Genomic DNA, 20,132 nt, shown 5'->3' with positions numbered 1-20,132 from the left:
GTGGCGGAACCTTTCCGCGGTCCGGGTGGGCCGGACGTGCGGTCGGTTCCGCCACCCCGCGCGGACCTGCGGCTCCCGTGACCGGGCTTGGGGACTGGCGGTGCGGCGGTGCTGTTGGTGCTGTTGGTGCGGGTGCTCGTGCTGTCGGTGCCGTCGGTGCTCTGTGGTGCCGTGCGCCGTGATGCCGTGCGGTGTGCTCGTGGGGCTAGTGGGCCACCGCTCGCGCCATGGATCCGTGGCGTGGTTGCGCCGGAACACCGCGGGCGGGTTCCGGGACGGGCCTGCCCCCCGGTCCCGGGGCCTGACGGCCGGCCGGGGCCGGACTGCGGCGTGGCTGTGCCGCAGCGCCGTTCTGGACGTCCATCACCGCGTGCGCCACCAGTCCGCCCATGGGGTCGTGCCTGATGAGGTCCCGCAGCCGGGACCGTGACGAGCGTCCTTCGTTGCCCGGGTAGAGGTGCTTGCCGAGCCCGACCGCGTGGGCCAGCGCGGCGAGCGCCGCGGTCCGCGGGTCCGGCGGGACGCCGGTGCGGATCGCCGAGTCCAGCCGGGCCTTGATCTCCCTGCTGATCGCCGTGTCCGTCGCCTGGTAGCGAGTCGTCGGCAGCACCCCGCACATCTGGCCCTCCACGGCATGCACCATGCCGCATCGCTCCAGATGCGAGAGATAGGTCTGGCGCAGCCCCAGGCGGGGCCCTCCTATCCAGTTGACCGCACGCACGGGAGCGCCACGCCTTCGCAGCAACTCCAACGCGCAGTCCAGTGTTGGATCTCCTGTCGGCCGTGGGGCCACCACGGCGATACGATCCCCGTCTGGGGCTATCCGTCCGGCCAGCGCCAGCTCCACCAGCTGTGCTCCGGCCAGACCGAGGTCGAGCGACTGCGGCTGCGCGGTGGTACCCGTGGTCGGGTCCAACGCCAGCAGCAGAAGCTCCTCCGGAAGTGTTCTGCGGCTCCTGCCCATCCATGCCTCCCCGCGTGGATGACAGACAGGGTGACCCCTCTCACATTGGTCTGTCGAGGGTGCGTGACCGCTTCGTAGTGGAACCAGTAGGTATGTCGTTCTCGTCTTCCGCGTGGGTTCCACCCGTACACAGGACACTGGTAAATGGTTTCGGTACGGGTTCGGTAGCGCGCACAGCACGTGCGGCGCATGGAGGAGGCATCGGTGGCGGGCGAGTCCCCCGACAGGTCGAAGCAGCGCGAGTCGTCGGAAGAACCGACGTCGGGGAGCGCGGGTCCGGTTCCCGAAGCCAGGACCGAGGCGAGCGAACAGCGTGATCCGCGGCTCGGGGCGGCACGGGAGGACGCGAAGCGCTCCGCGGGGGGTGCGGGGTCCCGCGGGGGCGTCGACACCGCGACCCGGGTGCTGTCGGCCCGTGGGACGGCACCGGAGGCGGACGCCGCCGACGGGGAGGCCGACGACGAGGCGTCCGGCGCGGCGGAGACCGACCGCGAGAAGCCTGCCGCCGCGAACGAAGGCCGGCTGCGGGACGTCGTCGCGGCCTGGGTGGCCACCGCGGACGAGCGTGCCGCCGCCAACGCACGTCTGGAGGGCGGCGAGGGCGCTTCCGCCGGCGCCGACGCGCCCGAGGGCCTGAAGGCCGCCCCGGCCGAGGGCGGCGACAACGACGAGCCCGGCCCGCGACAGGGCACCGGGGAGCCCGAGGCAGCCACCGCGGACGCCTCCGGCTCCGGCTCCGAGTCCGGCTCCGGCTCCGGCTCCGGCTCCGACGGCGTCTCCGCTCCGGCCACCGCCTCCGGCTCCGAGTCCGGTACGACCTCGGTTTCCGGTCCGGACACGGGTGCGGACGCCGCGTCCGGCTCGGGCTCCGCCCAGGACTCGGCTTCCGGTCCGGGCGGGGACGCGGCTGCACGTTCCGACGCAGCCACCGGCTCGGACGCGGACTCGGCCACCGGCACCGACACGGGTACGGCTTCCCGCCGGGGCGCGGGCTCGGACTCCGTCACGGGCGCAGCCAGCGGCTCGGCCCCGGACACGGACACGAACTCCGGCTCCCGCTCGGACGCCGTTGCAGGCGCGGACTCCGACTCGGACACGAGCCCGGCCTCCGGCTCCCGCTCGGACGCCACCGCGGGCACGGACACGGGCGCGGACGCCCGCTCCGGTGCGGCCGGTGGCCCGGACTCGGATGCGGCCACCGGCTCGAAGCCCGTCACGACCACGGACTCCGGCGCCGACACGGGCGCGGACGTCGCGTCCCGCCCGGACTCCGGCTCGGACGCAACCTCCGGTACCGGCGGGGCCACCGGCCTCGGCTCCGGCTCGGACGCGGTCGCCCCCACGGGTTCGGATGCGGCCTCCGGGGCGGATGCGACCTCCGGGGCGCAGTCGTCCCCCGCTTCCGGCTCGGGTTCCACTTCCGGCTCGGGCAAGGGCCCGGCCGCCGACGCGGACCCGGACGCTCCCGCGGACTCCAGCGCCGCCCCGGCGTCGGATTCGGCGGCGGACGAGGGCGAGGGTGAGGCCGGCAGTGAGCCGCAGGTGGATCAGCCCACGGCCGTGTTCAAGGCGCCGCGACCCGCCGTCGATCAGCCGACGACCATGCTGAAGCTCGGCGACGCCGCCTCCGCCGCCGGCAGGACCGGCCCGAGCGCCACCGGCAAGACCGGTCCGGGCGCCACCGGCAAGGCTGACCCCAACGCCACCGGCAAGACCGGCGCGGGCGCCACCGGCAAGACCGGTCCCGGCGCCGCCGGCAAGACCGGCGCGGGCGACGCCGACCCCGGTGCCGCCGAGCGGACCAGCAAGTTCGTGGCGTTGCGGAATCCGGACGACCCGGCGACCCGCAGGCCCCCGCAGGCACCGCAGGCGCCGAAGAGCCCCGGGGCGGCCCCCGAGGAGGCCCCCGCGGCGGCCCGGACGCCACGCACCGGGGTCACCGCGCCCGTCTCGCACGTCGGGCCGGACCGGACCACCCAGCAGCCGCTGCCGCCCAAGCCGCCGCTGGACCTGCTGGCGGAGCTGACCAACACCCCGCCGCCCCCGGAGACCCCGCTGCGGACGACGGTGCGCCGGGTCAAGATCTGGACGCCGCTGGTCATCCTGCTGGTGATCATCATCGGCATCGTGCAGTCCATGCGCCCGCTGCCCGCGCCGACCCTCGACCTCACGGCGAAGGACAGCTTCACCTTCGAGGGCGGCAAGCCGGAGATGCCGTGGCCCTCCAGCGGGCAGGCCGCGCTCGACGTGCAGGGCATCGGCACGTTCGGCTCGTCCGGCGACCAGAAGCCGGTGCCGATCGCGAGCGTGGCCAAGGTCATGACCGCGTACGTCATCCTGCGCGACCACCCGCTCAAGAGCGGCGCCGAGGGGCCGAAGATCAAGATCGACCAGGCGGCGGAGGAGCAGTCGGAGGCGGGCGACGAGTCGACCGTCCACGTCTACGCGGGCGACTCGATCTCCCAGCGCGAGGCCCTCAAGGCGATCCTGATCGCGTCCGCGAACAACGTGGCGCGTCTGCTCGCCCGCTGGGACTCGGGGTCCGAGAAGGGGTTCGTCGAGAAGATGAACGCCGCCGCGAAGGACCTCGGCATGACCAACACCACGTACACCGACCCGTCGGGACTGAACAACACGACGGTGAGCACGGCGGTGGACCAGGTGAAGCTGGCCAAGGAGGCGATGAAGGCGCCCGCGTTCCGCGAAGTCGCCGCGATGATGTCGTACGACGACTACAAGGGCACGAACCACGGCAACTGGAACCAGTTGGTCGGTCACAACGACGTCGTGGGCATCAAGACCGGCACCACCACCTCCGCGCTCGGCAACCTCGTCTTCGCGGCGAAGAAGGAGGTCGGCGGTGAGACCCGGACCGTCGTCGGGGCCGTGGTGCGCCAGCCCGCCACCGCGGACAAGGGCATCCTCGCCGCCGCCCTGGACGCCGGCGACCAGCTGATCCGGGCCGCGCAGGGCACCCTGAAGTCGTCGACGATCATCGAGAAGGGCAGCGTCGTCGGGTACGTCGACGACGGTCTCGGGGGCCGTACGCCGGTCGTCGCCACGCAGGACGTCAAGGCCGTCGGCTGGGGCGGACTGACCGTGAAGCTGACCTTCGACGCGGACGAGGTGCCGCACACGGCGAAGGCCGGTACCAAGGTCGGCACCCTCACGGTCGGCGACGGCGGCACCAGCGGCGCGGTGAAGGTGCCGGTGGCCCTGCGGGACGACCTCGCCGAGCCCGGCTTCTCGGACAAGCTGACCCGGCTGGGCTGACCCGGGCCCGTCCGGGCCGCCCGCGACACCCCACGCCCCACACCGAACGCCCCCGCGGTCACCCGGCCGTGGGGGCGCTCGCGTTCCCCGGGGCGCCTCGGGACGCCGCGGGGCCCGCGAGGGCCGCACGGAGCCCCGGGGCGCCGGGAGGCCCCGGAAACGGAGGAGGCACCCGTGCGGGGCCGCGTGCTAGCGTCACGAAGCGGGGCAGTCGCCGGTCGTGGGAACGGGACACGGCCCGAAGAAGAAGACGGGACACGGGGAGTGCCTTCAGGTGGCCACTGCGGAGCCGACACGCGCCGACGACGCCGATCCGGGGCCGGGAGCCGGCCCGCGACCGCGGGTGCCCGGGCCCCGCAGGGACGCCGGGGCGAGCCCGGCGGGGACCGAGAGCCCGGAGGACCGGCGCGACGGGCCCGGCCCGGCGGACGGCGACGGTGAGCCCGAGCCCGGCGGCCCGAAGGCGCCGTCGGCCGTGAACACCGCCTTCCTGGCCCTGCGCGAGCGCATGCTGCGCCACCCCGTGCTGTCCGTGACCGCCCTCGCCGGGGTGCTCCACATAGTGTGGTTCTTCACCTTCGCGAACAGCGGCGGCGACCTCGCGGCGCAGGACGCCTGGGCCGAGTTCGTCGGCCGCCATCCGGACTCGGCGTACAACCTCGCCTGGTACGGCGGCATGCACCCGGTCTCGTACAGCGTGATCTCGCCGTACCTGATGTCGGTGCTCGGCGTGCGCACCACGATGATGATCGCGGGGACGATCTCGGCCGGGCTGCTGACGATGGTCCTGATCCGCAGCCGGGTGGTCCGCAATCCGCTGTGGGCGTCGCTGGCGGGCCTGTTCGGGCTGCTGGCCAACGCGGTGTCGGGCCGGGTGACGTTCGGGCTCGGCATGATGTTCGGGCTCGGCGCGGTCGCCGCCGTGTTCTGCTGGCCGCACCGCTGGCGGTACGAGCGCTGGGCCAAGGGACTGTGCGCGGCGCCGCTGGCCGCGCTGTCGACGATGGCCTCGCCGGTCTCCGGGCTGTTCGTGGGCCTGGTGGCGGTGGCGCTGTTCCTGCAGAAGCGCCGGCCGGGGGCCTGGTCGCTGGGCCTGGCCCCGAGCGTGGTCGTCGGTCTTTCGGCCGTGCTGTTCCCCTTCTCCGGCACGCAGCCGATGGGGTTCGGTTCGACGGTGCTGCCGATCCTGTTCGCGGGCCTGGTGTACTGGCTCGTGCCAAGCACCTGGAAGACGGTGCGGATCACGTCGGCGGTCTACGGCCTGGCCGTGCTGCTGGTCTGGCTGATCAGCTCGCAGATCGGCTCCAACATCACCCGCCTGCCGATGCTCTTCGCCGGGGTGGTGCTGGTGGCGGCGCTGCCGTTCACGGTGCCCAAGTCACGCAAGTGGTACGCGCTGGTGGCCTCGCTCGCCGTCTTCGCGGGCTGGATCGGCTTCAAGTCGGCCGACGACGCCGTCCACACCACGCCCGCCGCCTCCTGGGCGCGCGAGCTGGCGCCGCTCGTCAACGAGTTGCAGGAGGTCGGCGCGGAGCAGGGCCGGGTGGAGGCCGTGCCGGCCCGCTCCCACCGGGAGGCGTCGGCGCTCGCGCCGTACGTGAACCTGGCCCGCGGCTGGACCCGGCAGGCCGACATGGAGCGTAATCCGCTCTTCTACGACGACACGCTCAACTCGGCGAACTACCACGAGTGGCTGAAGCGCTGGGCCGTGCACTACGTGGTGCTGCCCAAGGGCGAGCCGGACGGTGACGGCGGCAAGCGGGAGCGGGAGCTGTTGCAGCGGGGCCTGCCCTATCTGAAGCAGATCTGGGGCGACGCCAACTGGCAGCTGTTCCAGGTGACCGACCCGACGCCGCTGGCGGAGCCCGACGCGGTGGTCCGGCGGGCCGAGCAGGACGAGTGGGTCATCGACGTGCAGCGGCCCGGGCGCATCCTGATCCGGATGCCGTACTCGCCGTGGCTGAGCCTCGTCGACGAGGAGGGCGAAAAGCTCCAGCCGCCCCAGGAGACGGAGGCCTCCGAGAACGCCCCGGAGGGCACGCCGAAGACGTACGACAACGTGAACGGCTGTCTGGCGGAGACCGAGGAGACCGCCGAGGGCGACGTGTGGACGACGCTCGTCGCCCCCGAGGCGGGGACGTACCGGCTGGCGTCGCCGTACGGGCTGAAGCGGGGCACGCCGTGCCCCGACGAGCTGAAGTAGCGGCCGGCGGCGGACCGGCGGCGGCCCGGGCGGTCTCTTCGGAGGCCGCCCGAGATTGTTCATGTAGGTGAACGCAGGTCAGCGATCCGAACCTTTTTACTGTCTCTTGACCTTCCCCTTCCTTGTCGTGCCCGCGTCGTCGCACCCACGATGAGCGGGCACTTCGCGGCCTGCCACGCCCTTGCTCCGCTCTAGCGAAGTGCCAACCGGCTGAGCGGAGTTCACAAGGCGGACCCCGGAAGGGGGCACATGAACGGTCTCGACTGGTCCGTGCTCATCGGCTACTTCGCCGTCATGGTGGCGATCGGCGTCTGGTCGCACAAACGCGTGGACGACGTCAGCGACTTCTTCACGGCCGGCGGCAAGATGCCCTGGTGGCTGTCCGGCATCTCGCACCACATGTCGGGCTACAGCGCGGTGATGTTCACCGGCTACGCCGGCATCGCCTACACCTACGGCGTCACGTCCTTCGTGACGTGGTCGTTCCCCATCGCCCTCGGCATCGCCATCGGCTCCAAGCTGTTCGCGCCGCGCATCAACCGGCTGCGCTCACGGCTGCACGTGGCCTCGCCGCTGGAGTACCTCAAGAACCGGTACAACCTGCCCACCCAGCAGGCGCTGGCCTGGTCCGGCATGCTGCTGAAGATCGTGGACGTGGCCGCGAAGTGGGCGGCCATCGCCACCCTGCTCTCGGTCTTCACGGGCATCACCCTCAACCAGGGCATCCTGATCACCGGTGTCATCACGGGCATCTACTGCACGATCGGCGGTCTGTGGGCGGACGCGCTGACCGAGCTGGGCCAGTTCATCATCCAGCTGCTGGCCGGTGTCGCGATGTTCGTGGCCGTCGTGATGAAGCTCGGCGACCACGGCGGCTTCTTCGGTGTCTGGGACGAGCCCGCCCTCCAGGGCCACGGCAAACCGCTGGTCGGCCCGTACGGCACGGTGTTCCTGCTCGCGTTCCTCTTCATCAAGCTCTTCGAGTACAACGGCGGCATGCTCAACCAGGCCCAGCGCTACATGGCCACGCGCAACGCCCGCGAGGCGGAGCGTTCGGCGCGGCTGTCGGCGGTGCTGTGGCTGGTCTGGCCGCTGGTGCTGTTCTTCCCGATGTGGATGGCGCCGCTGCTGGTGGAGTCGCAGAAGCCGGACGGTTCCGACTCCTACGCCCTGATGACCGAGCAGCTGCTGCCGCACGGGCTGCTCGGCCTGGTCATCGTCGGGTTCTTCTCGCACACCATGGCCATGTGCTCGTCGGACGCCAACGCCATCGCGGCCGTCTTCACCCGTGACGTGGCGCCGGTGCTGTCGAAGGCGGCGCGCAACTGGGGGCAGCGGTCGGGGCTGCTGGCGGCCCGGCTGACCACCGTGGTCTTCCTCGGTCTCTCGATGGCGGTGGCGACCCAGGTCGACTCGCCGACGTTCAAGGACATCATCACCGTCGTGATCAAGTGGGTGGCCGGTCTGATGGGCCCGATCGCGATCCCGATGATGCTCGGTCTGCTGCGGCCCTTCCGCCGCTCCGGCCCGACGGCCGCGCTCACCAGCTGGGCCCTGGGCCTGCTCGCCTTCTGGCTGGTCAACTACCCGATCAACTGGAACGTGGACGGCGGGGTGCCGCTGGAGTACCAGGTCTCCATCCCGCTGGCGGTCTCGCTGGTCCTGTACGTCGTGGTCGGCTTCCTGAAGCCGGAGGACACCCCGGAGCGGCTCGCGATCATCGAGCGCGTCAACACGGACGGGGACGACGGCCACTCCGGCGCGGCGGCCGCGGTCCCGGCGCCCGCGGGCGGGGTGGACGACGTGGTGGGCCGCAACCGGGTGGGCGACTAGAGATCCCCGACGGGCACCCGTCCCACCGGCGGGGCCGGTGACCGCGGACCGCGGTCACCGGCCGCGCCGGTTCAGCGCACTTCCTGGATGCGGATCTGGTTGCCTGCGGGGTCCCGGACGGCGCAGTCCCGGATGCCGTACGGCTGCTCGGTCGGCTCCTGGACGATCTCGGCGTCCCCGGCGCGGGCCTTCTCGAAGGTGCCGTCGAGGTCCTCGGTGGCCAGGAGGAGCCACCCGTAGGTGCCCTTGGCCATCATCTCGGCGACGGTGCGGCGCTCGGCCTCGGTGATGCCGGGGTCCGCGGCGGGCGGCGCGAGCAGCAGCGAGACGTCCGGCTGGCCGGCCGGCCCGACCGTGATCCAGCGCATCCTGCCGTCGCCGACGTCCTTGCGGACCTCGAAGCCGAGGACGTCCCGGTAGAAGGCCAGGGACGCGTCCGGGTCGTCGTGCGGAAGCACCGTGGTGTGAATGCTGATGTCCATGGCCGCCACGCTAGCGGCGGCCCCCGGTGCGGCGCTTCTCCGGACGTGACCTCAGGCTCGCGGGTACCGCGCCAGCCATCCGGGAGACGAACCCGCCGGGCCGTGCAGGGCGGGGCCCTGGGTCATCTCCATGGCGAAGTCGTCGGCCAGCTCCAGGAGGGTCGGACGGCCCTCCAGTTCGGCCAGCCAGGCCGGGGGCAGGGCCGTCTCGCCGTGCAGGGCGCCGAGCAGGCCGCCCGTCAGGGCCCCGGTCGCCGCCGAGGCACCGTCGTGGTTGACGGCGAGCCGCAGCCCGTGCCGTACGTCCTCGCCGACGAGGGCGCAGTACACGGCGGCGGCGACCAGGCCCTCCGCCGTGCCCGCGCCGATCAGCTCGGTCACCCGTGCCGGGGTCGGCAGCCCTTGCCGCACCGCGCCCAGCGCGTGCTGGAGGGCGTCCGCCACGGGCTCGTGTCCCGGCCGGGCGGCGAGCAGTGCGAGGGCCCGCTGCACGGCGGCGTCCAGGCTCTCGCCACGCGCCAGCCCGTGCACGATCACGGCGTACGCGCCCGCCGCCAGGCGCCCGGTGGGGTGGCCGTGGGTCTGCGCGGCGCACTCCACGGCGAGCTGGGCGACCAGTTGCGGCTCCCAGCCGACCAGGAGCCCGAACGGCGCCGAGCGGGCGGCGGCCTCCGGACCGCGCTCGTCGGGGTTCTTGGGTGCCTCGGGGGTGCCCATCGTCTCGTCGCCGAGGCCGAGCAGCAGGGAGCGCGGGGCGTCCCGGCGGGCGTACAGCCACTCCTCGTGGGCCAGCCAGCCGTCCTCCTTGCGCCGCAGGTCGGGCCCCCAGTCGCGCTGGGTGGCGGCCCAGCGCCGGTAGGCCCGGTGCAGGTCGGTCGGCGGGTGCCAGGCGCCGGTGTCACGCCGTACCTGGGCGCGGATCAGCCCGTCCACGGAGAACAGGGTGAGCTGGGTCAGGTGGGTGACGGCACCGCGCCGGCCGTAGGCGGTGGCGAGGTCGGACAGCCCCTCCGCTCCGTGCGCCTCCCGGATCGCGTCGAGGGCGAGACCGTCGACGGGCGCTCCCAGGGCGTCCCCGACGGCCGCACCGAGCAGCGTGCCGCGCACCCGGCTGCGGAAGTCCTGCTGCTCGGCACGCCCCCACACGGCACGGGCTGTCGCGCCCACCTGGACCTCCGCTCGGCGCTGTGCGTACGTACGACGCCCAGCACTGTATGCGAACAGAAGTGGTCGGTCAGGGCTGGAACGGTGTGGAAACGTTCACGTGCGGGCGCACACCTCGCGGCAGCAGCGGACGAAGTCCCGGACCACGGGGTCGGCGTCGTCGGCGGGGTCCCAGGCGACACCGACCCGGCTGGGGGCGATCCCGGTGACGGGGCGGTGGACGACGCCGGGACGGGTGTAGAAGCGGGCCGCCGACTCGGGTGCGAGGGCGATGCCGTAGCCGTTGGCGATCGCGGTGAGCCAGTCGTCCGGGTGCTCGGTGACGGCGCCGACGCGGACCGGGTGGCCGTCGCGCTCGTCGGCGCCCAGCCAGTACGCACGCCAGGGCCCCGTTTCGGGCGGGGCGGCCACGAAGGGTTCGTCCCGCAGTTCACGGAAGTCGATCGTCTCGCGCGCGGCCAGCGGGTGTGCCGCAGGGAGCACGACGCAGCGGGGCTCGCTGAACAGCTCCACCACCCGCAGCGCCTCCTGGCCGGGGAACGGCAGCCGCACCAGGGCGACGTCGACGTCCGAGTCGGCGAGTCCGGCGGAGGGGTTCGACCACGAGGCCTGCCGCATCTCGGCCCGCCAGTCCGGACGGCGCCGGGCGAACGCGGCGATGATCGGCTGCGTCGCCTCGTTGGCCGCACTGGCGAGGAAGCCGACCCGCAGGATCCGGTCCGCCCGGCTCGCCGTGGACCTCGTCTCGCGCAGCGCCGCCTCCCACCCGGCGAGGAGACCGGGCACGCGGGCCGCCAGCGCCCGGCCCGGCTCGGTGAGGGCCATGCCGCTGCGGGAGCGCGTGAAAAGAGGCACGCCCAGTGCGGACTCCAGCTGCCGGATCTGCTTGGTCAGCGCCGGCTGGGAGACGTACAGCCGCTGAGCCGCGCGGGTCAGGCTGCCTTCCTCCGCCACGGCCGCGAAGTACCGCAGCAATCGGGTGTCCACGTCCATTCCGCCAGGTTATAGAAGCAGGTATTGGACGCCGCGGTGGGTGCCGACGAGGCTGGACGCAGGTCGCGCCGAAAGGGGAGCCCATGTTCACCGCCTATGTGGTCGTCGGTGTCACCGCGATCGTCGCCGATGCCGGGATAGCCGTCGCGGACCTGCTGCGGGCCCGGTTCGTCCTCGCCAACTCGGCCGAGGTGGGGGTCCCCCCGTCGTGGCTCCCGTGGCTGGCCGGTCTCAAGGCGGCCGGAGCCGCCGGGCTCCTCGCCGGGCTGCTGGGCGCCAGGCCGCTCGGGAGCGCTGCGGCGGCCGGTCTCGTCCTCTTCTTCGTGGGCGCGGTCGCCGCGCATGTCCGTGCCCGGGTCTTCCACAACATCGCGTTCCCCCTCGGCTACCTGGCGCTGAACGCCGCGGCCCTCGCCGTGGGGATGGCCGTGTGACCCGAAAGGTGTGAGCAGTCCGGCCCGATGTGTCATCCAAACGCTTCAATGAGCGCGTTGATGACATTTCTCCGCCGAGTGCTCACCCTTTTCGGGCGACTGCCTGCCCCGAGCTCGGCCCTCGGCCCCGCCATCGAGCCCCGGCGGGCGGCCACGACCGGGTGGCAGCTCGGCCCAGACGGTCTTCGAAGGAGCCGGTCCCTCGCGAACGCCCCAGCGGTCCGCGTACGCCGCCACGATGCGCAGTCCGCGCCCGGCCTCCGCGTCGTCGGACGCCGGGCCGGGGAGACACGGGACCCGGTCGCCCCGGGCGTCCGTGACCTCGACGCGGAGGGCCCCGCCCGGCAGCAGCCGCAGAGCCAGCCGGAAGTCCCGTCCCGGCACCCGGCCGTGCAGCACCGCGTTCGCCGCGAGTTCGGCGACGACCTGGACCGCCCCCTCGGACGGCACTCCCCAGTCGTCGAGTTGGCGTTCCGTGAGCAGCCGCGCCAGCCGGGCTCCTCTGCGGGTCGCGGACAACTGGACGGCGAAGTGGGGCGCGTTCGGCGCGAAAGGCAGGTCCGATTTCTGGTTCACGTCACCCAGCGTGGCCGCCCGTCCCTACTCTGAACAGCAACGACCTCGGTACCGAGAGTGACTGTCCGGGTGCCTGCCGTGGTCGTACGGGTCGTACGTCGGGAGGGATGACATGGAGGACGAGGAGGCCGCGGCCGTGCTCAAGGCGGTCGGGCGGCAGATCAAGCTGTGGCGGGAGGCGGCGGGTCTGCGCCAGGCCGAACTGGGGGCCGCCATCGGGTACGGCGAGGACATGGTCTCGTCGGTCGAGCGCGGCCGGCGGGTGCCCAAGCCCGACTTCCTGGACAAGGCCGACGAGGTGCTGGGCGCGGGCGGGAAGCTCGCGACGATGAAGGAGGACGTGGAGAAGGCCCGCTACCCGAAGAAGGTGCGGGACCTGGCCAAGCTGGAGGAGGAGGCGGTCGAGTTGGGGGCCTACGCGGGCCACCACGTCCACGGGCTGTTGCAGACCCCCGAGTACGCGCGCGCGTTGTACGCGATGCGCCGACCGGCGTTCACGGAGGAGGAAGTCGACCGCTACGTCTCGGCCCGCATGGCTCGGAAGACCGTGTTCGAGCGTGTCCCCCGGCCCCAGCTCACCTTCGTCCAGGAAGAGGTGACGCTACGGCGCCCGCTCGGCGGCAGAACGGTGCTGCGTCAACAGCTCGAACACCTGCTGGAGGTGGGTCGGTTGAGGCACGTCGAGATCCAGGTCATGCCGACGGACCGCGACGATCACGCGGGAATGGCCGGATCGCTGCGACTGCTCAAGCTCCTGGACGGCAAGACGCTCGGGCACCTGGAGGCCCAACTGCACAGTCGGCTCGTCAGTGATCCCAGGGACGTCCAGGTTCTCGAGATGCGCTATGGAATGATCCGGGCGCAGGCTCTCGCGCCCCGTGAGTCACTGGCCTTCATCGAGAAAGTCATGGGAGAAGAGACATGACCGCCACCTTGCAGTGGTTCAAGAGCAGCTACAGCAGCAATGACGGCCCCGACTGCGTCGAGGTCGCCATAGCCCCCGCCCACCCCGCCGTCCACGTCCGCGACTCCAAGGACCGCGAAGGCGCCCGTCTGACCTTCACCGACGTCTCCTGGACCGTGTTCGTGCACACCGTCGCGACGGACGGCTGACGGGCACCCTCCGTGCTCCGTCAGCGCGGCGAGGAACTGCCGGAACGCTGCGAAGGGATCACGTTCCCGGACCCTCCCGCCCGCCGGGTGTCCGGCTTCGGGATAGTGCTGCCATGACCAAGAACCCCCGCAGCACCCTTTTACTCGCCTCCACCGTGCTCACCGCGGTCCTCGCCCTCTACATCGCCCTCGTCGCCCTCGGGAACATCACCGACTTCGACAACAACCAGCAGTACGTGCACCACGTCCTCGCCATGGACACCACGTTCAAGGACGACGACCTGATGTGGCGGGCGATCACGAGCAAGGGTCTCCAGGACACCGCCTACGTGGCGATCATCGTGTGGGAGACCGCCGCCGCGCTCGTGCTGATCTGGGCGACCTGGCTCTGGATACGCCGGCAGCACGCTCCCGCGCGGCGCTTCACCACGTACGGCACGCTCATGCTGATGCTGCTCTTCGGCGCCGGGTTCCTCGCGATCGGCGGGGAGTGGTTCGCGATGTGGCAGTCGGAGGACTGGAACGGGCTGGAGGCGGCGACGCGCGTGCTGCTGTTCAGCGGCGTCGTGCTGATCGTGGCGCACCTGCCGTCCGGAGAGACGGAGGCTAGGCGACCACAGTGACCGTCGTGCCGGACGTGCCGAACTCCCAGAGCGCGTCACCGTCCGCCTTGGGCAGCCGTATGCCGCCGGTCCTGGCGCCGGAGGCGGCCGGCGGCGGCGAGGAGCCGTCCACCGCGTTGGAGAAGGCGACCCAGACGCCGTCCTCCTGGGTGAAGTACAGGATCTGCTCGATGCGGACCCCGTCGGAGCCCGTCGTCGGCTCCTCACGGCGGGTGCCGACGCTGTACTTGCCCGGGTCGGGGTCGACCGTGCCCGGCCACACCTTGAAGGAGCGCCGGGTGGCGTCGCTGGCGTCGACCAGCCACACCCGGTCCTGGCCGACCGAGTAGACGACGCGCCGCCCGGTGCCGGAATCCGCCGGTACCCGGGCCGGCGCGGTCTCCTTCGGCCTGGGGTGCGCGTCCGCCGAGGCCGACGGCTTCGGCTTGGCCGCCGCGGCGGTGGGCTGGGGCCCCTGGTCCGCCTGCACGGCCAGGACGGTCACCGCCGCGATCGCCCCCACGGTCAGACCGGAGACCCACGCCCATGAGGGAAGTCGGGCTGGCACGGGCACGCATCTCCTCAGCTACGAGAACCCCGACACACCGGGGGCCAGATCATCGTACTGCGCGTCCGCCGCACTCCCGAAGCCCGCGCCCCCGGCCCCGCGCCTCCTCAGTCCAGGACCGGCAGCAGCTGAGGCAGGTGCCCGTCCGAGTCCCGCGCCGCCCGCTGCCGCTCCTCGGGGACCGGGCCGTACAGCGTGGTGCGCGGCTTCGCCGGACGGCCCGCCGCGTCCGCGACCGCGACCAGGTCCTTGACCGATTTGTACGACCCGTAGGACGAGCCCGCCATGCGGGAGATCGTCTCCTCCATGAGGGTGCCGCCCAGGTCGTTGGCGCCGGAGCGGAGCATCTCCGCCGCGCCCTCCGTGCCCAGTTTCACCCAGCTGGTCTGGATGTTGGGGATGTGCGGGTGCAGGAGCAGGCGGGCCATCGCGGTCACCGCGCGGTTGTCGCGCGGGGTGGGGCCGGGCCGGGCGATGCCGGCCAGGTACACCGGGGCGTTGGTGTGGATGAAGGGGAGCGTCACGAACTCGGTGAAGCCGCCGGTGCGCCGCTGGATCCCGGCGAGGGTGCGCAGGTGGCCCAGCCAGTGGCGGGGCTGGTCGACGTGGCCGTACATCATCGTGGACGAGGAGCGGATGCCCAGCTCGTGGGCCGTCTCGATCACCTCGATCCAGGTGGCCGTCGGCAGCTTGCCCTTGGTGAGGATCCAGCGGACCTCGTCGTCGAGGATCTCCGCGGCCGTGCCCGGGATCGAGTCCAGGCCCGCTTCCTTCGCGGCGGTCAGCCACTCGCGGATCGACAGGCCGGTGCGGGTGGCGCCGTTGACGACCTCCATCGGTGAGAAGGCGTGCACGTGCATGCCGGGCACGCGGGCCTTCACCGCCCGCGCGATGTCGAAGTACGCGGTGCCGGGCAGGTCCGGGTGGATGCCGCCCTGCATGCAGACCTCCACCGCGCCCACCTCCCACGCCTGCTGGGCGCGGTCGGCGACCTGGTCCAGGGAGAGCGTGTAGGCGTCGGCGTCGGTGCGGCGCTGGGCGAAGGCGCAGAAGCGGCAGCCGGTGTAGCAGACGTTGGTGAAGTTGATGTTGCGGGTGACGATGTACGTCACGTCGTCGCCGACGGTGCTGCGGCGGACGTCGTCCGCGATGCCGCACAGGGCGTCCAGCGCGGGGCCGTCGGCGTGCAGCAGGGCGAGTGCCTCGTCGTCCGTCAGCCGCGTGGGGTCGTCGGCCGCCGTGGCGAGCGCGGCGCGGACGTCGGTGTCGATGCGCTCGGGCGCCATGCCGGGGGCGGCGGCCTCGCGCAGGGCGCCCCAGTCGCCGTACACCTCGTCGAAGTCGTCGCGGCGGTCCGACGTGCGGCCCTCGGTGTCGATGGTGGCGTGCAGGTCGGTGCGGCCGGTGGCGGTGAACGCCTCGTCCGGCTCCTGCCACGCGTGTCCCTCGACCACCGCGTCCGCGCGGGCCAGGCCGGTCTCCGGGTCGGCGAGCGCGGCCACGTGCGGGCGCAGCCGCGGGTCCAGCCAGGGCTCCCCGCGCTTGACGAACTCCGGGTACACGCAGAGACGTTCCCGCAGCGTGAACCCGGCGGCCCCGGACTTCGCGGCGAGTTCGTCGATCTGCGGCCAGGGGCGCTCGGGGTTCACGTGGTCGATGGTCAGCGGGGAGACGCCGCCCCAGTCGTCGATGCCCGCGCCGATCAGCCGCTCGTACTCCGCGTCCACCAGGTTCGGCGGTGCCTGGAGGCATGCGGAGGGGCCCATGATGTGCCGGGCGACGGCGACCGTGGCGACCAGCTCGTCCAGCTCCGCGTCCGGCATGCCGCGCATCGCCGTGTCGGGCTTGGCGCGGAAGTTCTGGATGATCAGCTCCTGGACGCCGTGGTAGGCGCGGGAGACCTTGCGCAGCGCGAAGAGGGACTCGGCCCGCTCCTCGTACGTCTCGCCGATGCCGATGAGGACGCCGGAGGTGAAGGGCACCGAGGAGCGCCCGGCGTCCTCCAGGACGCGCAGCCGTACGGCCGGTTCCTTGTCCGGGGAGCCGTGGTGCGGGCCGCCGGGCTCGGACCACAGGCGGGTCGCGGTGGTCTCCAGCATCATGCCCATGGAGGGGGCGACGGGCTTGAGCCGCTGGAAGTCCGTCCAGGTCATGACGCCGGGGTTGAGGTGCGGGAGCAGCCCCGTCTCCTCCAGGATGCGGATCGAGATCGCGCGGACGTAGGCGATCGTGTCGTCGTATCCGTGCGCGTCGAGCCACTCCCGGGCCTCGGGCCAGCGCTCCTCGGGCTTGTCGCCGAGGGTGATGAGGGCTTCCTTGCAGCCGAGGGCCGCGCCTTTGCGCGCGATGTCGAGCACCTCGTCCGGGGACATGAACATCCCGTGGCCCGCCCGGCGCAGCTTGCCGGGGACGGTGACGAAGGTGCAGTAGTGGCACTTGTCCCGGCACAGCCGGGTCAGCGGGACGAAGACGCTCTTCGAGTACGTGATGACGCCGGGCCGTCCGGCGGCCTCCAGGCCCGCGTCCCGGACCCGGGCGGCGGACGCGGTGAGGGCGTCGAGGTGCTCGCCGCGCGCCTGGAGCAGCACGGCGGCCTCGGACACGTCGAGGGCGACGCCGTCCCGGGCGCGTTTGAGGGCGCGACGCATGGAGTTCTCGGTGGGCCCTGCGGGGTCGGCGGGTCCGGTTCCGGAGGTCGCGGAAGTCGTCATCCTTCGAGCATACGAGCGGCGTGATCGGCTCCGCCCGCCCGTCCCGGCGGCCCGGCCGGCGTTTCCGGACCTCAATGCCCCCTCAATGCGCCGAACCCCTTTCCTTGCCCGGGAGTTCACGGCTCAATACGAGGGTTGCACGCACCACCCCTGCACCACCGACGTCATGTCACCGACGACACACGACGACGACACCTGGAGCAGCAGCATGTGCGAGGACGACCACGAGCAGGAGCACGAGCACGGGCACGGGCACGAGCACGGGCACGGGCGCACCGGGATCGGCAGGCGCGCCGTGTTCGCGACGGGCGCCGCCGCCGCGCTTACCTTGGGAAGCGTGAGCTTCGCCGCGGCGGCACCCCGGGAACAGCGCAGGAGAACCGTGCGCGGCACCCTGCCGCCCGGCTCCCCCGACTTCGTGTACGTGCCGGTCGACGTCCCCCGCGGGGTCCGCGAGATCCACGTCGCCTACACCTACGACCGCCCCGCCGTCCCGGCCGGCACCCAGGGCAACGCCCTCGACATCGGCCTCTTCGACGAGCGCGGCACCGAGCTGGGCGGCCGGGGCTTCCGCGGCTGGTCGGGCGGGGCGCGCACGGAGTTCTTCGTCCGCGCGGACGCCGCCACGCCGGGTTACGTCGCGGGGCCGGTGCGGGCGGGCACCTGGCACATCGCGCTCGGCCCGTACACGGTCGCCCCGCAGGGCCTGGCGTACGAGATCACGATCACGCTGACCTACGGCGAGGAGGAGCCGGCGCCCCGGCCGGTGTACCCGCCCGAGCGCGCCCGGGGCCGGGGCCGGGCCTGGTACCGGGGCGACTGCCACCTGCACTCCGAGTACTCCGACGGCCGCTACACCCTCGCCGAGATCGCGGAGCAGGCGCGCGCGGCGGGCCTGGACTTCATCAACTCCTCCGAGCACAACACGCACTCAGCGCACCCGCACTGGGCCGGCCTCGCCGGGGACGACCTGCTGATCCTGCTCGGCGAGGAGGTGACGACCCGCAACGGCCACGTCGTCGCCCTCGGCACCGATCCCGGCACCTTCGTCGACTGGCGCTACCGGGCGCGCGACAACCGCTTCGGCCGGTTCGCCCGGCAGATCCGCCGCGCCGGCGGCCTGGTGGTGCCGGCCCATCCGCACGCCACCTGCATCGGCTGCAACTGGAAGTTAGGGTTCGGGGAGGCGGACGCGGTCGAGGTGTGGAACGGGGCCTACACGCCGGACGACGAGGTGGCGCTGGCCGACTGGGACGGCATGCTGGTCGCCGCCGTGCGGGACGCCGGGCGGGGCTGGCTCCCGGCGATGGGCAGCAGCGACTCCCACCGCTCCCCCGACGTGATCGGCCGCCCGCAGACCGTCGTCCTCGCCGACGACCTGACCCGGGAGGCGATCCAGGAGGGCATCAGGGCCGGGCGCTCGTACGTGGCCGAGTCGTCGAAGCTGTCGCTGTCCTTCACCGCGTCCGGCGGCCGGGGCGAGTACGCCGGCATCGGCGAGCGGCTGCGCGTGGACCGCGACACCCCGGTCACCGTCCGCCTGGAGGTGACCGGCGCCCCGCGCTGCACGGTCCGGTTCGTGACGGACCAGGGGGTGCTGTTCACCGGCGATCCCCTGCCGGTGTCCGGCGCGGGCACCGTGGAGTGGCGCACGACCGCCTCGTACGCCGCCTACGTGCGGGCGGAGGTACGGCACGAGACGGCGGCGGGCCCCCTGCCGGGGGCACTGGCCGCCTTCACCAACCCGGTGTTCCTCGGACGGTAGCCGACGGGGTGCCGACGGGGCGGTGACCGACGCGGTGCCGGCGGGACGGTGACCGGCCCCGACGGCCACGTCCATGCCGGGGCGCCGGCCGCCGTCACCGATCCGGTGTCTCCGGTGCGGTGGCCGCGCCGGTGTCGGCCAGGTCCGCGACGACCGCCGCGTGGTCGGAGGGCCAGACTCCGTCGACGGGACCGGCACCGGCCCGCCGCACCGCGAGGACCCGGCCGAGTCCGCCGGGTCCCGGCGGGCCCACGCGGACGTAGTCGATCCGTACGCTCGGCTCGCCGTCCGCGTGGTCCACGTACGGGTTCGCGGTGTCCCAGGTGCCGGAGGGCTCGTCCGGGTCGGCCAGCGCCCAGGCGTCGCGCAGTCCCGCGGCCCGCAGCAGGCGGACCTCCGGCGACTCGGGGCGGGCGTTGAAGTCGCCGGTGACGACGGCCGGGTGGGCGGTGCCGTGCCGGTGCCGGTCGACGAACCCGGCGAGGGCGGCGGCCTGTTCGCGGCGCACCGCACGGGCGTGACCGCCCGAGGTCAGATGGACGGTGAAGAAGGGGACCTGGCGCCCGGGCGCGTCCAGCCGGGCGTACGCCGCCAGCCGCCCGTCGTCCAGTTCCGCGGGGGCGGGCAGCCTCAGCACCGCCCGCTCCACGACGGGCCAGCGGCTGAGCACCGCGGTGCCGACGCCCACCGCGTGGTCCCCGATCCGCCGCTGCCACCGCTCGGGCGCGGGCGAGGGCCACCAGGCGCAGTGCAGGCCCAGGTCACGGGCGAGCGACTCGGCGAGGTTCTCGCCTCCGTCGACGGCCCACACCTCCTGGAGCCCGACGGCGTCCGGCTTCAGCTCCCGCAGCACGGCGAGGATCGCCTCACGCCGGTCGGCCCACGGGCCGAACCTCCACCACAGGTTCCAGGTCACGACCCGCACGCCCGCACCACCCGTCTCTCCGACCCGTCCACACCGTCCCCTTGAGGTTTTCCGGGGAACATGGAGCCACACGAGACGGGAGCGTGAACGGACGATGTCTTCCAACGCCGAGAAGAAGTACCGGGCCGTGACGGCCTTCCAGCGCCGGCTCAACGCGGTCGTGCGCCGGCTGCCCGGCCAGACCCTGCTGGAGACCACCGGCCGGGTCTCCGGCCTCCCCCGCCGGACCCCGGTGGGCGGGCGCCGCACCGGCGACTCCTTCTGGCTGGTGTCGGAGTTCGGCGAGCGGTCCCAGTACGTCCGCAACATCCGGGCCGATCCCCGCGTCCGGGTCCGGCTGCGGGGCCGCTGGTACCCGGGGACGGCCCACCTCCTGCCCGACGACGACCCGCTCGCCCGGCTGCGCCGCCTCCCCCGCTACAACAGCCTGGCGGTACGGGCGATGGGCGCCCGGACGGGACTGCTCACGGTGCGGGTGGAGTTGGAGGGGCCGGGGGAACGAAGCTGATGGAGAAGCTGTGATCGG

Annotated in this window: 16 protein-coding genes and 1 pseudogene; 9 read left to right on the top strand and 8 right to left on the bottom strand. The window is 73.0% G+C overall.

Annotation, left to right across the window (positions count from 1 at the left end):
- Positions 1-205: 205 nt before the first annotated feature.
- Positions 206-964 carry a GPP34 family phosphoprotein gene (locus ACIBCJ_RS21875; RefSeq protein WP_362097498.1) on the bottom strand — a complete coding sequence of 253 codons (759 nt, stop codon included), beginning with the start codon at positions 962-964 and terminating at the stop codon, positions 206-208.
- Between the two features lie 189 nt (positions 965-1,153).
- Here ACIBCJ_RS21875 and ACIBCJ_RS21870 point away from each other — a divergent pair, with 189 nt between their 5' ends.
- The 3 genes from ACIBCJ_RS21870 (at position 1,154) to ACIBCJ_RS21860 (ending at position 8,273) form a co-directional block, all read left to right on the top strand.
- The gene (locus ACIBCJ_RS21870; protein ID WP_365980719.1) at positions 1,154-4,237 is read left to right on the top strand and encodes a D-alanyl-D-alanine carboxypeptidase; all 3,084 of its coding nucleotides are present in this window, start codon (positions 1,154-1,156) and stop codon (positions 4,235-4,237) included.
- Between the two features lie 274 nt (positions 4,238-4,511).
- Positions 4,512-6,440, top strand: a complete 1,929-nt coding sequence (locus ACIBCJ_RS21865; protein WP_362097493.1) for an MFS transporter — start codon at positions 4,512-4,514, stop codon at positions 6,438-6,440.
- Positions 6,441-6,689: 249 nt separating this feature from the next.
- On the top strand, positions 6,690-8,273 hold the full coding sequence (locus tag ACIBCJ_RS21860; protein WP_362097491.1) for a sodium:solute symporter family protein: 1,584 nt from the start codon (positions 6,690-6,692) through the stop codon (positions 8,271-8,273).
- Positions 8,274-8,344: 71 nt separating this feature from the next.
- Here the strand turns inward: ACIBCJ_RS21860 and ACIBCJ_RS21855 are convergent, their stop codons facing one another.
- From ACIBCJ_RS21855 to ACIBCJ_RS21845, 3 genes are all read right to left on the bottom strand, one after another.
- Positions 8,345-8,755, bottom strand: a complete 411-nt coding sequence (locus tag ACIBCJ_RS21855; RefSeq protein ID WP_362097488.1) for a VOC family protein — start codon at positions 8,753-8,755, stop codon at positions 8,345-8,347.
- A gap of 51 nt (positions 8,756-8,806) precedes the next feature.
- Positions 8,807-9,922: an ADP-ribosylglycohydrolase family protein gene (locus tag ACIBCJ_RS21850; protein ID WP_365980720.1), complete on the bottom strand. Its 1,116-nt coding sequence runs from the start codon at positions 9,920-9,922 to the stop codon at positions 8,807-8,809.
- Positions 9,923-10,015: 93 nt separating this feature from the next.
- Positions 10,016-10,912, bottom strand: coding sequence for a LysR family transcriptional regulator (locus ACIBCJ_RS21845; RefSeq protein WP_365980721.1), 897 nt, complete (start codon positions 10,910-10,912; stop codon positions 10,016-10,018).
- Positions 10,913-10,995: 83 nt separating this feature from the next.
- Here ACIBCJ_RS21845 and ACIBCJ_RS21840 point away from each other — a divergent pair, with 83 nt between their 5' ends.
- Complete coding sequence (locus ACIBCJ_RS21840; protein WP_362502487.1) at positions 10,996-11,346, top strand: DoxX family protein; 351 nt, start codon at positions 10,996-10,998, stop codon at positions 11,344-11,346.
- A 159-nt stretch (positions 11,347-11,505) separates the two neighbouring features.
- On the opposite strand, the pseudogene ACIBCJ_RS21835 reads toward ACIBCJ_RS21840, so the two are convergent.
- Positions 11,506-11,922 (bottom strand): annotated as a pseudogene (locus ACIBCJ_RS21835) (ATP-binding protein); the annotation flags it as partial.
- A 112-nt stretch (positions 11,923-12,034) separates the two neighbouring features.
- Here ACIBCJ_RS21835 and ACIBCJ_RS21830 point away from each other — a divergent pair.
- The 3 genes from ACIBCJ_RS21830 to ACIBCJ_RS21820 all read left to right on the top strand — a co-directional run bounded on the left by ACIBCJ_RS21830 (position 12,035) and on the right by ACIBCJ_RS21820 (position 13,658).
- Positions 12,035-12,847, top strand: a complete 813-nt coding sequence (locus tag ACIBCJ_RS21830; protein WP_365980722.1) for a helix-turn-helix transcriptional regulator — start codon at positions 12,035-12,037, stop codon at positions 12,845-12,847.
- Positions 12,844-13,035, top strand: coding sequence for a DUF397 domain-containing protein (locus ACIBCJ_RS21825; protein WP_365980723.1), 192 nt, complete (start codon positions 12,844-12,846; stop codon positions 13,033-13,035). Before ACIBCJ_RS21830 ends, ACIBCJ_RS21825 begins: the two co-directional genes overlap by 4 nt.
- A gap of 113 nt (positions 13,036-13,148) precedes the next feature.
- Positions 13,149-13,658 (top strand): DUF2165 domain-containing protein, encoded by a 510-nt coding sequence (locus ACIBCJ_RS21820; RefSeq protein WP_362502481.1) that lies wholly within the window; start codon positions 13,149-13,151, stop codon positions 13,656-13,658.
- On the opposite strand, the gene ACIBCJ_RS21815 is transcribed toward ACIBCJ_RS21820, so the two are convergent.
- The gene (locus ACIBCJ_RS21815; protein WP_362097470.1) at positions 13,642-14,205 is read right to left on the bottom strand and encodes a hypothetical protein; all 564 of its coding nucleotides are present in this window, start codon (positions 14,203-14,205) and stop codon (positions 13,642-13,644) included. The two genes, ACIBCJ_RS21820 and ACIBCJ_RS21815, sit on opposite strands and share 17 nt — an antisense overlap.
- A 107-nt stretch (positions 14,206-14,312) precedes the next feature.
- Positions 14,313-16,916: a bifunctional FO biosynthesis protein CofGH gene (locus tag ACIBCJ_RS21810; RefSeq protein WP_365980724.1), complete on the bottom strand. Its 2,604-nt coding sequence runs from the start codon at positions 16,914-16,916 to the stop codon at positions 14,313-14,315.
- 208 nt (positions 16,917-17,124) lie between these two features.
- Here ACIBCJ_RS21810 and ACIBCJ_RS21805 point away from each other — a divergent pair, with 208 nt between their 5' ends.
- Complete coding sequence (locus tag ACIBCJ_RS21805) at positions 17,125-18,681, top strand: CehA/McbA family metallohydrolase (protein ID WP_399283068.1); 1,557 nt, start codon at positions 17,125-17,127, stop codon at positions 18,679-18,681.
- A 94-nt stretch (positions 18,682-18,775) separates the two neighbouring features.
- Here ACIBCJ_RS21805 and ACIBCJ_RS21800 read toward each other — a convergent pair whose 3' ends face one another.
- Positions 18,776-19,606: an endonuclease/exonuclease/phosphatase family protein gene (locus ACIBCJ_RS21800; RefSeq protein WP_362097464.1), complete on the bottom strand. Its 831-nt coding sequence runs from the start codon at positions 19,604-19,606 to the stop codon at positions 18,776-18,778.
- A 94-nt stretch (positions 19,607-19,700) separates the two neighbouring features.
- On the opposite strand from ACIBCJ_RS21800, the gene ACIBCJ_RS21795 reads away from it, so the two are divergent.
- Entirely contained in the window at positions 19,701-20,114 is a 414-nt protein-coding gene (locus ACIBCJ_RS21795) for a nitroreductase family deazaflavin-dependent oxidoreductase (RefSeq protein ID WP_362502475.1), read from the top strand.
- Positions 20,115-20,132 lie beyond the last annotated feature (18 nt).

The organism is Streptomyces sp. NPDC051136, assembly GCF_044455745.1.
Lineage (GTDB): Bacteria > Actinomycetota > Actinomycetes > Streptomycetales > Streptomycetaceae > Streptomyces.
Note: the sequence above shows the minus strand (reverse complement) of the source record. Positions and strands in the feature narration are given on the sequence as shown.

Excerpts from the sequence above, each read along its gene's own strand:
- ACIBCJ_RS21870 (WP_365980719.1), top strand. The coding sequence starts at position 1,154 with ATGGAGGAGGCATCGGTGGCGGGCGAGTCCCCCGACAGGTCGAAGCAG.
- ACIBCJ_RS21825 (WP_365980723.1), top strand. The coding sequence starts at position 12,844 with ATGACCGCCACCTTGCAGTGGTTCAAGAGCAGCTACAGCAGCAATGAC.
- ACIBCJ_RS21795 (WP_362502475.1), top strand. The coding sequence starts at position 19,701 with ATGTCTTCCAACGCCGAGAAGAAGTACCGGGCCGTGACGGCCTTCCAG.
- ACIBCJ_RS21860 (WP_362097491.1), top strand. The coding sequence starts at position 6,690 with ATGAACGGTCTCGACTGGTCCGTGCTCATCGGCTACTTCGCCGTCATG.
- ACIBCJ_RS21875 (WP_362097498.1), bottom strand. The coding sequence starts at position 964 with ATGGGCAGGAGCCGCAGAACACTTCCGGAGGAGCTTCTGCTGCTGGCG.
- ACIBCJ_RS21840 (WP_362502487.1), top strand. The coding sequence starts at position 10,996 with ATGTTCACCGCCTATGTGGTCGTCGGTGTCACCGCGATCGTCGCCGAT.
- ACIBCJ_RS21805 (WP_399283068.1), top strand. The coding sequence starts at position 17,125 with ATGTGCGAGGACGACCACGAGCAGGAGCACGAGCACGGGCACGGGCAC.
- ACIBCJ_RS21820 (WP_362502481.1), top strand. The coding sequence starts at position 13,149 with ATGACCAAGAACCCCCGCAGCACCCTTTTACTCGCCTCCACCGTGCTC.
- ACIBCJ_RS21830 (WP_365980722.1), top strand. The coding sequence starts at position 12,035 with ATGGAGGACGAGGAGGCCGCGGCCGTGCTCAAGGCGGTCGGGCGGCAG.
- ACIBCJ_RS21810 (WP_365980724.1), bottom strand. The coding sequence starts at position 16,916 with ATGACGACTTCCGCGACCTCCGGAACCGGACCCGCCGACCCCGCAGGG.
- ACIBCJ_RS21855 (WP_362097488.1), bottom strand. The coding sequence starts at position 8,755 with ATGGACATCAGCATTCACACCACGGTGCTTCCGCACGACGACCCGGAC.
- ACIBCJ_RS21845 (WP_365980721.1), bottom strand. The coding sequence starts at position 10,912 with ATGGACGTGGACACCCGATTGCTGCGGTACTTCGCGGCCGTGGCGGAG.